Raw genomic sequence first — 13,086 nt, forward strand, 5'->3', positions numbered from 1 at the left:
AATGACGAAATGGAATGCATTACAAAAAGAAAGAACAACTGAAGCTAGTCTACTGGCAGATTTATTCCAGGAAGCAGATGCTATTGTGGTTGGTATCGGGGCTGGGATGTCGGCAGCAGATGGATTCACCTACATTGGAAGTCGATTCGAAGACGCTTTTCCGGATTTTATTGAGAAGTATCAGTTTTTAGATATGTTACAAGCGAGTTTGTTTCATTTTCCAAGTTGGGAAGAGTATTGGGCATTTCAAAGTCGTTTTATTGCACTCAATTACCTGGATCAACCTGTGGGACAATCGTATGTGGAACTCTTAGAAATGCTTAAAACAAAGCCATACCACATTATCACTACGAATGCGGATAATGCGTTTTGGGTGGCTGGATATAACAAAGAGAAGGTTTATCATATTCAAGGCGAATATGGGCTTTTCCAATGTAGCCAGCACTGTCATCCAAAAACGTATCAAGATGATGCATTAGTCCGTAAGATGATTGCGGAACAAAAGGACATGAAAGTACCTTATGAACTGATTCCGTTCTGTCCAGAATGCGGAGCGCCGCTTGAAATTAATAAGCGTAATGCCGAAAAAGGAATGGTCGAGTCAGCAGATTTCTTTGCACAAAAAGAGCGCTATGATGCGTTTTTAGAAGAACATAAAAATGATAAGGTGCTCTTTTTAGAAATCGGAGTGGGCTTTACGACGCCACAATTTATTAAAACACCGTTCCAAAAATGCGTACAAGCCAATCCAAATGCGCTGTTTGTAAGTATGAATCATAAACATTACCGGATTCCGCTCGCGTTAAGAGAGCAGACTGTACAATTGTCAGAAAACATCGCCCCATTAATTCATGGGACATATCAAGAGCTTAAAGGAGAATAAACAATGTATTTAATCGAACCAATCCGTGATGGAAAATATGTAAAAGATGGAGCAGTAGCGCTTGCGATGCAAGTATATGTGCAAAGTAATGTCTTCTTAGATGATGACATCTTGTTCCCATATTACTGCGACCCTAAAGTAGAAATTGGAAAATTCCAAAACACAATCGCTGAAGTGAATGAGGAGTATTTAAAAGAAAACAATATTCTTGTTGTACGTCGTGACACTGGTGGCGGTGCCGTATACGTGGATTCTGGTGCTGTGAATGTGTGCTACTTAATCCAAGACAATGGAATCTTCGGCGACTTCAAGAGAACGTATGAACCAGCGATCAAAGCCTTACACGAACTCGGCGCAACAGCCGTTGAACAAACAGGACGTAACGATTTAACGATTGAAGGCAAAAAAGTATCCGGAGCTGCGATGACAATCAGCAATGGTCGAGTATACGGTGGATTCTCGCTCTTATTAGACGTGGACTATGATGCGATGGAAAAAGTCTTGAATCCAAACAAGAAGAAATTACAATCGAAAGGGATTCAATCGGTACGTGCACGTGTGGGAAGTATTCGTCCGTACCTAGCCCCAGAATATCAAAACGTGACGGTAGATGAATTCAAAAACTTAATCACATGTAAGATTTTAGGAATTAACTCTATAGATGAAGCGAAACGTTATGTGTTAACGGAAGAAGATTGGAAAGCAATCGATGAACTCACAGCTTCTAAATATAAAAACTGGGAATGGAATTATGGCCAATCTCCACAATATAGTGATTACCGTGATGGACGTTTCGCATGTGGAACGATTCAATGCTACTTAGAAGTGGAACAAGGTAGAATTTCAAATTGCCGTATTTATGGAGATTTCTTTGCAAAAGGAAATGTTCAAGAAGTCGAAGAAAAACTTAAAGGTGTTCGTATGGTGAAAGAAGACTTAGTGGAAGTCTTAAGCGCCATCGATTTAAGCAACTACTTTGGCGCAGTTACTGCTGAGGAATTTGCGGGACTCATTTTAGGAGAATAAAAAAATAGGGTGATACCGTATAAGGTATCACTCTATAAATTTAGAAAAGGATGAAGCATGGTGCTTCATCCTTTTTGCTTGATTAGTCTAATTCTTCTTTGGCTGGAATGCTGTGTGCTAGACGGCTTGCTGCAGCGGCTGCGATAGCTCCTACTAAGTCGTCTAAGAAGATGTTTACTTTACCAGTTGATTTGTCATCTAAGTTCTTAAGAATTCCTGGTTTTACTTTATCGATATAACCGTAGTTTGTAAATCCGATTGAACCATATACGTTTACGATCGATAATGCTAAGATTTCATCGACACCGTATAAAGGCTCGTCTTGAGATAAGACATCGTTTAATAATGGATGTAATTTCTTTTCTTCTGCTAATTTATCCATTTCGATACCAGTGATAACGGCGTTTTGAACTTCGCGTTTCTTCAATACGCTATTAACGTTTAATAAGCATTCTTCTTTCGTTAATCCTGGTACATATCTTTCTTGTAAGAAATAAACTAATTCAGCAATTTGTTCTAATTCTACACCGCGTTCAGATAATAATTCTAAACAGCGTTCGTGTAATTCTTTTGGGCTTTTCATCTGAAAAATCCTCCTTTTAACAAATTATGAAACCCTTTTAAAAAGAGTAGCTTTTTATTTTAACACAAAATACAAAGAACGCCCAAATGAATTGAGCGTTCTTTTTGAAATTTTGTAAACGGTTAGAACATTGACGAGCTATGAATCGTGCTCGGACGGCTATTTGGATTCACGTAAGTCATTGCAGCGTTAATGGCAACAGGTGCTTCACCAAATCCAGTAGCGATGATTTTTACTTTGCCATCGTAAGTTGCGATATCTCCAACGGCAAAGACGCCAGGAAGAGTCGTTTCCATTTGGCTGTTTGTCACGATGGTGTTACGAACCACATCGAATCCCCAGTTCTTCATTCCTCCAATAGAAGAAGAGAAGCCATAGTTCACGATAAAATCGTCAACAGGAAGTTCAATTTGGTCTTCACCTTTAGCATGTTTGAGGACAACCGATTGAATGGTTTCGCCATCGCCAATAATTTGGTCTGGAAGATAAGGCGTTAAAATGTCGACGCTTGATTCTTCTAGTTGTTTCACGCTATGTTCTTGTGCGCGGAACTGTGGACGACGATGGACGATCGTCACTTTCTTTGCGATTGGTTCTAAAGCTAGTGCCCAGTCTACCGCAGAGTCGCCACCACCGCAGATGGCTACAGTACGGTCGCGGAATCGCTCTAAGTTTGTTACGAAGTAGTGCAGGTTGCTGTTTTCATAAGTTTCTGCATTTTCTACATCGAGTTTACGTGGACGGAAAGCTCCGTTCCCACAAGCGATAATCACTGTTTTCGCGTAGTGCGTTTGTTTAGAAGTTACGAGTTCATATCCGAAGTCTGTTTTGTTTAATTCGAGTGCTTCTTCTTCTAAGCAGTACTGAGTTTCTGGGAAACGTTCAAGCTGCTTTTTCAAGTTCTCGATTAAATCGCCAGCTGTAATTTCTGGGAAGGCAGGGATGTCATAAACCATCTTTTCAGGATAAAGCATCCCTGGTTGCCCACCTAATTGGGGCAAAGTTTCAATAATTTTAACAGACGCTTGACGTAAGCCCGCGTAAAAGGCGGTGAAAAGCCCAACAGGCCCACCGCCGATAATAATAATATCAACAATTTCTTGAGTCACTTTTTACCTCCGAATTAATAGAACATTCTTAAAATAAAGGCCATTGCGATACCAGTTAGTACCCCAGCAAATACCTCAATAGGTTTGTGACCTAAATATTTCTTGATAATTAATTTTTTATTTTCTTCTGTGTCGAAGAGATTGATTGGATCATCTTCTGATTCAATTTCAACATGCTTTAATGCGCTGGATTCTTCGCGTACTTGTTCTTCGTATAATTTTTGTAGGAGAATTCCTTGTTCACCACTTTGACGACGAACGGCCATGGCATCGAACATAACGATTAAACCGAACGTTGTTGCGATTGCAACGAGTGGAGAAGCAAATCCGTATTCAATAATAAGTGCTGTAATCAGCGAACTAACCGCAGCAGAGTGAGAACTTGGCATTCCACCTGTGCTAGTTACTAACGAAACGTGTGCGCCATCTTTCTTTGAAAAGAGCGCAATCGGAAATTTAACAAATTGTGCAAATAGAATCGAGCAAATTGAAGCGATTAATGGATAATTTTGAAATATTGTCATTAAACTTTCACTCTTTCTTTTTTCTATACTCAAATACTATACCACGAAACCATGAAAATCACTAAGGAAAATTTATAGATATTCTTTATTTTTTTATTAAGGTGGATAAGAACGCTAAATTGCACCCGTTTGCCTTTTGTGGTTTAATAGAGGAGGTTAGATGAGCAATCATCAGTAAGAATTAAAAGGAGATGGAAAAATGAGTCAATTTCCACAATTGAATGAAGTGAATGAAAACAATCCACTCGTGACTGTGCATACGAACTTGGGCGATTTCACATTGGAATTATTCCCTGAAGTAGCACCTAAAACAGTGGAGAATTTCGTAACACATGCGAAAAATGGATACTACAACGGAGTTATCTTTCACCGTGTGATTGAAGACTTCATGATTCAAGGTGGCGACCCAACTGGAACTGGTATGGGTGGCGAGTCTATTTACGGACGTACTTTCGAAGATGAATTTTCAAGAGAAGCATTCAACTTGTATGGAACTTTATCAATGGCAAATGCAGGTCCAAACACAAATGGATCTCAATTCTTCATTGTTACAGCAAAACAAGTACCCGCACAAATGTTGAAACAATTAAAAGATGGCGGCTGGCCTGAAGAAATCGTTGAAGAATACGCTAAAGTTGGTGGAACACCTTGGTTAGACCACCGTCATACAGTATTCGGACGCGTCGTAGAAGGTATGGACGTTGTTCTTAAGATTGAAGGCGTAGAACGTAATGCGCAAGACCGTCCTCTAGAAGATGTTGTCATTGAATCGATGGACGTAAAAGCGTAGGAGGTTCTATGAGCAAAACTTTTAGAATTGGCGACATCGTTACGGCTAAAGTAACGGGTGTACAAAATTACGGAGTTTTCTTGGAGCTAGATGAAGATACACAAGGCTTGATTCATATTTCTGAGTGTAAACATGGATATATGGATAATGTGCATGATTTTGTGAAAGTAGGACAAGAAGTGACAGCCAAAGTCATTGACGTCGATGAATTCTCAAATAAGATTAGTTTATCGATTCGAGCGCTGGAAAAACTCGATGTGCCAGATGTTCCGCAACGCATTAAGAAAAATCGCAAACGCTATGTTCCATCTATTGGTTTTTCTAGCTTAGCGAAGAAGTTGCCAGAGTGGATCGAAGAAGCACAAGAAAAATTTGTAAAAGATAAAAACAAAAATTAATAAAAAAATCGTTATTGAATACGAAGGAGGCATTCAAATGGGACACATTTCATTTGATTATTCAAAAGCATTAGATTTCTTCAGCCAAGAAGAAATTGACAATTTACAATCAACAGTAACAGCGTTAGATAAAGACTTACGCGAAGGATTAGGAGCAGGGAACGACTTCACAGGTTGGATTAACTTGCCACGCGACTATGATAAAGAAGAATTCGCTCGTATTAAAGAAGCTGCTAAAAAGATTCAAGAAGAATCTGAAGTATTAGTAGTAATTGGTATTGGTGGTTCTTATTTAGGAGCTCGTGCAGCGATTGATTTCTTAAACCACGCTTTCTATAACTACTTACCAAGCGATAAACGTAAAACTCCGCAAGTATTATTTGCAGGAAACAGCATTAGCTCAACTTACTTACAAGGGTTAATCGACCTAATCGGAGATCGTGATTTCTCTGTAAACGTAATTTCTAAATCTGGTACAACAACAGAACCAGCGATTGCTTTCCGTGTATTCAAAGATTTATTAATTAAAAAATATGGTAAAGAAGAAGCTGTAAATCGTATTTACGCTACAACTGACCGCGCTCGTGGAGCATTAAAATCAGAAGCAGATGTGGAAGGATACCAAACATTTGTGATTCCAGATGATGTCGGTGGACGTTTCACAGTATTAACAGCTGTAGGATTACTTCCAATCGCAGTTACTGGTGCAGATGTAGATGCATTAATGCAAGGGGCTGAGGATGCACGTGTGGCATACAGCTCATCAAACTTAAAAGAAAACGAAGCTTACCAATACGCTGTAGCACGTAATGTGTTATACCGCAAAGGAAAAGTGACAGAGTTATTAATTAACTACGAACCAACATTACAATACTTCTCTGAATGGTGGAAACAATTATTTGGTGAATCAGAAGGGAAAGACTTCAAAGGAATTTATCCTTCAAGTGCAAACTTCTCAACTGACTTACACTCACTAGGACAATACATCCAAGAAGGTCGTCGTAACATCTTCGAAACAGTTATCAAAGTGGGTAAACCAAATGAAGAAGTAACAATTCCTGAAACAGAAGAAGATTTAGATGGATTAGGATACTTACAAGGTAAAACAATGGATTTTGTAAATACAAAAGCTTTCCAAGGAACATTACTTGCTCATACAGATGGTCAAGTTCCAAACTTTGTAGTGAACATTCCTGATATGTCAGCTTACACATTAGGACACTTAATCTACTTCTTCGAAATCGCAGTTGGACTTTCTGGTTACTTAAATGGCGTGAACCCATTTGACCAACCAGGGGTAGAAGCATACAAGAAAAACATGTTTGCTTTACTTGGAAAACCAGGATTCGAAGACTTAGCAAAAGAATTAAACGAACGTCTATAATCAACATGCCGCATTCTCAATACGAGGGTGCGGTATTTTTGTGTGAATATGTGCTCGAATCGGGAAAAGAACTTGCGACAAAGGGCGTTTTGAACTAACATAGGTTTTACAAGAAGTGTTGGAGGAAAAAGATGAGAGTCATTGGATTAACAGGCGGTATCGCTAGTGGAAAGACTACTGTTTCGAATTTATTTAAAATCTCTGGAGTGCCGGTTATTGATGCCGACCTTGTAGCTAGACAAGTCGTCGAAAGAGGAACTGCCGGATTAACGGCGCTCGTGAACCGTTTCGGTGAATCTATTTTAAATACAGATGGAACGTTAAATCGAACGGAACTTGGGCAAAGAATGTTCAGCGATGATGCGATTCGCAAGGAAGTAAATGACATTCTTCAACCACTGATTCGCCAAGAGATTGCAGGAAAGATGACAGACTACCAAGAGCAAAGGAAATCACTGATTGTCTTAGATATTCCGCTCTTATTTGAAATGCACTATGAGAGTCTCTGTGATGATATTATCGTGGTGGCCGTATCTGTGGAAACGCAAATTACTCGCATGGAAAAGCGTAACGGATATACAAGGCAAGAAGCGTTAGAGCGAATCCAGTCACAGATGCCTTTAGAAGAAAAAGTAAAGAGAGCAACGATTGTGTGGTCAAACGAAGGAACCCTTCAAGAGTTAGAGCAAAAAGTCCATCAGTGGCTACTCGAAAATTTCCTTAAAAAATGATATAATAAATCGAATAAGCACAAAAAAGGAGAGGTGTTTGCAATGCAATGTCCAAAATGTAAAAACAATGGTTCTCGCGTAGTAGATAGTCGTCCAGCTGATGATGGTCGTTCTATCCGTAGAAGAAGAGAATGCGAAGAATGTGGCTACCGTTTTACAACATTCGAGCGCTTAGAAAAGGCGCCATTGCTTGTCATTAAACGTAATGGGAATCGCGAAGAATTTAGCCGTGAAAAATTATTAAACGGATTAGTTCGTTCAGCAGAAAAACGTCCAGTATCACTTGGACAATTAGAAAATATCGTGAATGAAATCGAACGTTCCATCAACCAAGAGGGAGAAAATGAAGTGTCAAGTACTCTTATTGGAGAAATGGTGATGGATCACTTAGCTAAGATTGATGACATTGCGTATATTCGTTTTGCGAGTGTGTATCGTCAATTTACAGACCGCAAAATGTTCTTAAAAGAATTAGAAAGAATGTCTATGATTATGGACAGCCAAGAAAAATAGGAAGGAATTACAAGAATGCACTCAAAAGAGTTTCCATGGGCACAGTATAAGCCTAAAGACGGTATCCTCGTGGTACAACCTGTGTGGATTACCGAAAGAGAAATCCAATTTTTAATGCAATTATACGCTCCGTTCATTGGAAAAGAAGCGACTCTTTTGTATGCGACTTTGTACGGTGAGTTATCTCCATCAGAATACGAGAGTGAAGTCTTCTCCATTTCTGAATTGTTGTCGATGACGAATTTAGGAATGCCCGACTTTTTCTTAGCTAAAACACGATTAGAAGGAATTGGACTTTTAAAAACGTATCGTAAGGAGCCAACTGCTTCACGTCCTCAAACGTACACGATGGAATTACAAGCACCAACATCTCCGCGTCTCTTTTTCAAAGATGCCTTACTTTCGACTCTACTGCTAAATCAGATTGGGAATCATCGTTTTGAGAAATTAAAGCAACGATTCTTAGTGTCGAAACCAGGCGACTTAGGAGAGAACGACAGTGCGCAGTTTGAAGAAGCGTATCGACTTCCTTATAACATGGAATCTTATACAAGAAACCATGCGCAAGAAAACCGCATGGTCTTAGATAGCAAGCAACAACCTGAATTCGAGTTTGCATCGGATGTGGATTGGGATTTAATCGAAGGGCTGTTAAAAACAGAATTCGTCGATTTAAATTCCATCACTAAGGGAGTTCGAAAAATCGTCGATGCCTTATACCGTGCCTATGGGTTTACTGAGCAAGAAATCGCACAATTTTTAGTGATTGCGTCTGATTTAACAACGAAAGTCATTGATGAAGAGTTCTTGTTGAAATTAGGGCAAGAGGCTGCTCAAGATAAAGTGACACAACTTCGAAGCGAAGAAGTGGTTGAAGCACCTGTGACCGAACCGACTGAAGTGCAAGTGGTGGAAGGGGCCTCTGAAGAAGAGTTAGCCATCCAGCAATTGATTCAAGCGGCTAAAGGAATGGCGCCAATTGACTTTGTTTCAAGCATCAAGGCGCAAAAGAAAGGCTATGTCTCAAAAGCAGAACGTCAATTGATTTTTGATTTAGTATCTGTTAGCGGTTTACCAAACGAAGTGTTAAATATTTTATTCCACTATGCTTTGGTACAGCTCGATAACGCGACACTTGCACGAAACTTTATCGATGCGATTGCCAACGACTGGGCTACAAAAGAAATCAAGACCGCTCAAGAGGCAATGGAAGCTGTACGAAACCGCGATTTGCAGCGAGAAGTGAAACGAAAACAACAACTGCATAATGCAGGTAAGAATAACTACAGAAGACAGGGTGGCTATCAAGAGCAATTGCCAGATTGGGCGAAAGATTCTCAGGCAAAGGAAAAACAAACGCCTGCACCTACTGAAAGCCAATCCACACAAGTTTCAAGTGATTTAGCAGAACAAATCGCAAAATTAAAAACAAGTAATCAAAGAGAACAACAATAACGGAGGTGAACGAATTGGAAGGATTAAAAGGATTTTTAGATCAAAGAGGAGCAACACAAGGCATGCCGAACATGCAAAACATCGAAAAAGAAATCTTTGAAGATAAAGATGTAAAAGCTTTTCTTGAACAACATAAAGAAGAATTGACTCCGGAAGCTATTCGTAAAGGAATGTCTGCGTTATTGGAGTTTCGAATGGAAAGAGATGCTAGAAAGAACAACAAGGAAGTGAAAGCTCCAGGTCTCGAACCATGTTTAGAAGTGCATAACGGATTTATTTTAGTGAATTACAAACGTACCGAAGAAGCGATTCGCCAGGAAAGAGAACGTAAACGTAAACGCCTGATTCATTCCATCAATATGCCCAAAAATATCGCGGAGGCTCGTTTCTCAGATACGGCTCTTACGCCAGAGCGACAAGATGTCATTGGAGAATTATTGAAATTCATCAATAGTTACAAACCAAATAGTACTGAATACCAAAAAGGATTGTATTTAGCAGGGCCTTTTGGTGTTGGGAAAACATATATGATGGGCGCTTTAGCAAACGAGCTTTCTGAAAACGGCGTTGAAACGACGCTTGTCAATGTTCCAACGTATAGTGCAGAAATTAAGCAAGCCATTGCGACAAATACCGTTGAAGCGAAATTAGTATCGATTAAAAACACACCAATCTTAGTGTTGGATGATATCGGTGCGGAAATGAATAGCGCATGGTTTAGAGACGAAGTGTTGATGGTCATCTTACAACACCGTATGTTGCAAGAATTACCAACGTTCTTCACATCTAACTTCACAATTGATCAGTTAGAAGCGCATTTTGCTCATTCAAATAAAGGAGACCAAGAACTTCTTAAAGCAAAACGTCTGATTGAACGTATTCGCTTCTTAGCTAAAGAGTATTTTGTCGATGGACAAAATCACAGAAATCCATCATAGATGAAAATGCTTGAAAATATGAAAGATTAGTGGTTAAATACTAATGAACTAAATATTTTGAAAATGATGAAAAAGACAAGAAACTATCTCTTGGTTACATTTTAGCGAGAAGTGGGTTGGTGCAACACTTCATCCGGAATAGTTTTACCACTTTTGAATCTTTGCTTGAATTCAGTAGAGCAAGGCGCATCGGAGCGTTATTCCGTTGAGGTTCATCTTTTTTGATGAACAAATTTGGGTGGAACCACGTAGAATATGACGTCCCATAGTTTGCAGGAGCAGACTATGGGATTTTTTGTTTATTTCAGAAATTTCAAAAAGAAAGAAGGAAGAAAATGTCAATGATTAAAATTACTTTTCCAGATGGTGCCGTTAAGGAGTTTCCAAAAGGAATTACAGTAAAAGAAGTTGCAGAAAGCATTAGCAAAAGTTTAGCGAAAAAAGCATTAGCAGGTAAAGTGAACGGAGAATTAGTAGACTTCGATCGCGCTATCGAAGAAGATGCTTCTATCGAAATCGTTACACCAGATCACGAAGATGCATTAGGAATCTTACGCCACTCAACAGCACACTTATTAGCACATGCATTAACTCGTTTATACCCAGGAATTCACTTCGGAGTAGGACCTGCGATTGAAACAGGATTCTACTACGATACGGATATGCCAAATCAATTAACAGAAGATGCTCTTCCAGAAGTGGAAGCAGAAATGATGAAAATCGTTAAAGAAAACTACCCAATCGTTCGTCGTGAAGTAAGCCGTAAAGAAGCGTTAGAAATCTTCGCAAACGACCCTTATAAAGTAGAATTAATTAATGGTTTACCTGAAGACGAAACAATTACTGTATATCAACAAGAAGATTTCGTAGACTTATGTCGTGGTATCCACGTTCCCTCAACAGGACGTATTCAAGTCTTCAAATTATTATCACTTGCAGGGGCTTACTGGAGAGGTGACTCTAACAACAAGATGATGCAACGTGTATACGGAACTGCATTCTTTGATAAAGCAGACTTAAAAGAATTCTTGAAAATGCGTGAAGAAGCCAAAGAACGTGATCACCGTAAATTAGGAAAAGAATTAGATTTATTCATGATTAGCCAAGAAGTAGGTTCAGGATTACCATTCTGGTTACCAAAAGGGGCTACAATCCGTCGTACAATCGAACGTTACATCGTAGATAAAGAAATTAGTCTTGGATATCAACACGTGTACACTCCAGTTATGGCTGATGTAGGTCTTTACAAAACTTCAGGTCACTGGGCTCACTATCAAGAAGATATGTTCCCACCAATGGACATGGGCGATGGCGAAATGCTTGTTTTACGTCCAATGAACTGTCCTCACCATATGATGGTTTATAAAAACCACATCCACAGCTACCGTGAATTACCAATTCGTATTGCTGAATTAGGAATGATGCACCGTTATGAAAAATCAGGTGCGTTATCAGGTTTACAACGTGTGCGTGAAATGACTCTTAACGATGGACATACATTCGTTCGTCCAGACCAAATTAAAGACGAATTCAAACGTATTTTAGACCTAATCCGTGAAGTATATAGCGACTTCAATGTAAAAGATTATCGTTTCCGTTTAAGCTATCGTGATCCTGAAGATAAACATAAATACTTCGATGACGATGAAATGTGGAACAAAGCAGAATCAATGTTAAAAGAAGCAATGGATGAAATGGGATTAGAATACTTCGAAGCTATCGGTGAAGCAGCATTCTACGGTCCTAAATTAGATATTCAATTCCGTACTGCAATGGGATTAGAAGAAACAATGTCTACAATCCAATTAGATTTCTTATTACCAGAACGTTTCGACTTAACATACGTTGGTGAAGATGGAGATAACACTCACCGTCCAGTGGTTATCCACCGTGGGGTTGTATCTACTGCAGAACGTTTCGTAGCTTACTTAATCGAAGAATACAAAGGAGCATTCCCAACTTGGTTAGCTCCAGTTCAAGCAACAATCATTCCTGTAAGTGTGGAACATCATTATGACGCTGCACGTGAGTTGAAAGAAAAAATGGCTCGCTTAGGAATGCGTGTAGAACTTGATGATCGTAATGAAAAAATGGGTTACAAGATTCGTGCGTCTCAAACTCAAAAAATCCCTTATCAATTAGTAATTGGGGATAAAGAGGTTGAAGAAGGTACTGTAACTGTTCGTCGTTATGGTTCTAAAGAAACTAAATCAATGTCTGTTGAAGCGTACTTAGAATACGTACAACGCGAGATTGCAAACTTCTCTCGCCCGCTTGAAGACTAATTTTTCAAAGGCTCGTAGCAATACGAGTCTTTTTTGTGCTTAATAATAAAACCGAAGGTTTTGATTTATGGCGGTGTGTGGTTTGAGAATGATTGGGGGCTACTTAATAAAATATATTGAAGTGTGGTTTTTAATAGAAGTTTCGTTCTTTCGAATCATTGCGGATGTCTTCATAAAAGCTGTAATGGGATACCGGCTCGAGCCTTGGGTCTCTCACCTTCAAAGCCTCAAAAACGGGAGTAAGGAATGAATTCCTAACTCCCGTTAATTCGTTTTGATATGATTCCCCATTACTGCTTTTATAGAATCCGCATGATTCTCCAGAACGAAGCGTTAAAAATCTATTCGTATATTTTATAAAGTGAGCGATGCTTCTTAGACCGCCATAAATCAAAATGCGGTTAGAAAAAGACGAGTCTTGCGAGAAATTAGTTATCGCTAAAATTGGAGGCCCGCTGGTGCTTTTT

The 13,086-nt window shown here is 39.2% G+C and carries 13 protein-coding genes and 1 other annotated feature; of the genes, 10 read left to right on the forward strand and 3 right to left on the reverse strand.

All coding sequences use genetic code 11. From position 1 onward, the window contains the following. The first annotated feature begins 1 nt into the window (after position 1). Together O3798_RS03310 and O3798_RS03315 are read left to right on the forward strand one after the other, a co-directional pair. Positions 2–883, forward strand: a complete 882-nt coding sequence (locus O3798_RS03310) for an NAD-dependent deacetylase (protein WP_371463270.1) — start codon at positions 2–4, stop codon at positions 881–883. A 3-nt stretch (positions 884–886) separates the two neighbouring features. After that, on the forward strand, positions 887–1,909 hold the full coding sequence (locus O3798_RS03315) for a lipoate--protein ligase (RefSeq protein WP_048712845.1): 1,023 nt from the start codon (positions 887–889) through the stop codon (positions 1,907–1,909). An 82-nt stretch (positions 1,910–1,991) separates the two neighbouring features. On the opposite strand, the gene O3798_RS03320 is transcribed toward O3798_RS03315, so the two are convergent. The 3 genes from O3798_RS03320 to O3798_RS03330 form a co-directional block, all read right to left on the reverse strand. After that, positions 1,992–2,492, reverse strand: coding sequence for a phosphatidylglycerophosphatase A (locus O3798_RS03320; RefSeq protein ID WP_048713715.1), 501 nt, complete (start codon positions 2,490–2,492; stop codon positions 1,992–1,994). Between the two features lie 122 nt (positions 2,493–2,614). After that, a complete protein-coding gene (locus tag O3798_RS03325) occupies positions 2,615–3,601 on the reverse strand; it encodes an NAD(P)/FAD-dependent oxidoreductase (RefSeq protein WP_371463273.1) in 987 nt (328 codons plus the stop codon). Positions 3,602–3,615: 14 nt separating this feature from the next. Then, the gene (locus O3798_RS03330; protein ID WP_285252114.1) at positions 3,616–4,125 is read right to left on the reverse strand and encodes a divergent PAP2 family protein; all 510 of its coding nucleotides are present in this window, start codon (positions 4,123–4,125) and stop codon (positions 3,616–3,618) included. A gap of 199 nt (positions 4,126–4,324) precedes the next feature. On the opposite strand from O3798_RS03330, the gene O3798_RS03335 reads away from it, so the two are divergent. From O3798_RS03335 to thrS, 8 genes are all read left to right on the forward strand, one after another. Continuing rightward, positions 4,325–4,915 carry a peptidylprolyl isomerase gene (locus tag O3798_RS03335; RefSeq protein WP_371463275.1) on the forward strand — a complete coding sequence of 197 codons (591 nt, stop codon included), beginning with the start codon at positions 4,325–4,327 and terminating at the stop codon, positions 4,913–4,915. Between the two features lie 8 nt (positions 4,916–4,923). Next, positions 4,924–5,313 carry a CvfD/Ygs/GSP13 family RNA-binding post-transcriptional regulator gene (locus O3798_RS03340; protein WP_048711210.1) on the forward strand — a complete coding sequence of 130 codons (390 nt, stop codon included), beginning with the start codon at positions 4,924–4,926 and terminating at the stop codon, positions 5,311–5,313. Positions 5,314–5,350: 37 nt separating this feature from the next. Further along, positions 5,351–6,697, forward strand: a complete 1,347-nt coding sequence (locus O3798_RS03345; RefSeq protein WP_371463276.1) for a glucose-6-phosphate isomerase — start codon at positions 5,351–5,353, stop codon at positions 6,695–6,697. Between the two features lie 131 nt (positions 6,698–6,828). Next, entirely contained in the window at positions 6,829–7,428 is a 600-nt protein-coding gene (gene coaE, locus O3798_RS03350; protein ID WP_371463278.1) for a dephospho-CoA kinase, read from the forward strand. Between the two features lie 42 nt (positions 7,429–7,470). Continuing rightward, positions 7,471–7,941: a transcriptional regulator NrdR gene (gene nrdR / locus O3798_RS03355; RefSeq protein ID WP_048711213.1), complete on the forward strand. Its 471-nt coding sequence runs from the start codon at positions 7,471–7,473 to the stop codon at positions 7,939–7,941. Positions 7,942–7,956: 15 nt separating this feature from the next. Next, positions 7,957–9,396 carry a replication initiation and membrane attachment family protein gene (locus tag O3798_RS03360; protein ID WP_371463280.1) on the forward strand — a complete coding sequence of 480 codons (1,440 nt, stop codon included), beginning with the start codon at positions 7,957–7,959 and terminating at the stop codon, positions 9,394–9,396. Positions 9,397–9,410: 14 nt separating this feature from the next. Continuing rightward, complete coding sequence (dnaI, locus tag O3798_RS03365; protein WP_371463282.1) at positions 9,411–10,334, forward strand: primosomal protein DnaI; 924 nt, start codon at positions 9,411–9,413, stop codon at positions 10,332–10,334. Between the two features lie 57 nt (positions 10,335–10,391). Next, positions 10,392–10,603, forward strand: a binding site (T-box leader). A gap of 72 nt (positions 10,604–10,675) precedes the next feature. Further along, complete coding sequence (gene thrS, locus O3798_RS03370; protein WP_371463309.1) at positions 10,676–12,619, forward strand: threonine--tRNA ligase; 1,944 nt, start codon at positions 10,676–10,678, stop codon at positions 12,617–12,619. Positions 12,620–13,086: the final 467 nt, after the last annotated feature.

The sequence above is a fragment of the Granulicatella sp. 20925_1_45 genome, from assembly GCF_041433555.1.
Taxonomy (GTDB): domain Bacteria; phylum Bacillota; class Bacilli; order Lactobacillales; family Aerococcaceae; genus Granulicatella.

Coding starts and splice junctions, on each gene's coding strand:
- O3798_RS03330 (WP_285252114.1), bottom strand. CDS start 4,125: ATGACAATATTTCAAAATTATCCATTAATCGCTTCAATTTGCTCGATT.
- O3798_RS03345 (WP_371463276.1), top strand. CDS start 5,351: ATGGGACACATTTCATTTGATTATTCAAAAGCATTAGATTTCTTCAGC.
- O3798_RS03315 (WP_048712845.1), top strand. CDS start 887: ATGTATTTAATCGAACCAATCCGTGATGGAAAATATGTAAAAGATGGA.
- O3798_RS03335 (WP_371463275.1), top strand. CDS start 4,325: ATGAGTCAATTTCCACAATTGAATGAAGTGAATGAAAACAATCCACTC.
- O3798_RS03310 (WP_371463270.1), top strand. CDS start 2: ATGACGAAATGGAATGCATTACAAAAAGAAAGAACAACTGAAGCTAGT.
- nrdR (WP_048711213.1), top strand. CDS start 7,471: ATGCAATGTCCAAAATGTAAAAACAATGGTTCTCGCGTAGTAGATAGT.
- thrS (WP_371463309.1), top strand. CDS start 10,676: ATGATTAAAATTACTTTTCCAGATGGTGCCGTTAAGGAGTTTCCAAAA.
- O3798_RS03360 (WP_371463280.1), top strand. CDS start 7,957: ATGCACTCAAAAGAGTTTCCATGGGCACAGTATAAGCCTAAAGACGGT.
- O3798_RS03340 (WP_048711210.1), top strand. CDS start 4,924: ATGAGCAAAACTTTTAGAATTGGCGACATCGTTACGGCTAAAGTAACG.
- O3798_RS03320 (WP_048713715.1), bottom strand. CDS start 2,492: ATGAAAAGCCCAAAAGAATTACACGAACGCTGTTTAGAATTATTATCT.
- coaE (WP_371463278.1), top strand. CDS start 6,829: ATGAGAGTCATTGGATTAACAGGCGGTATCGCTAGTGGAAAGACTACT.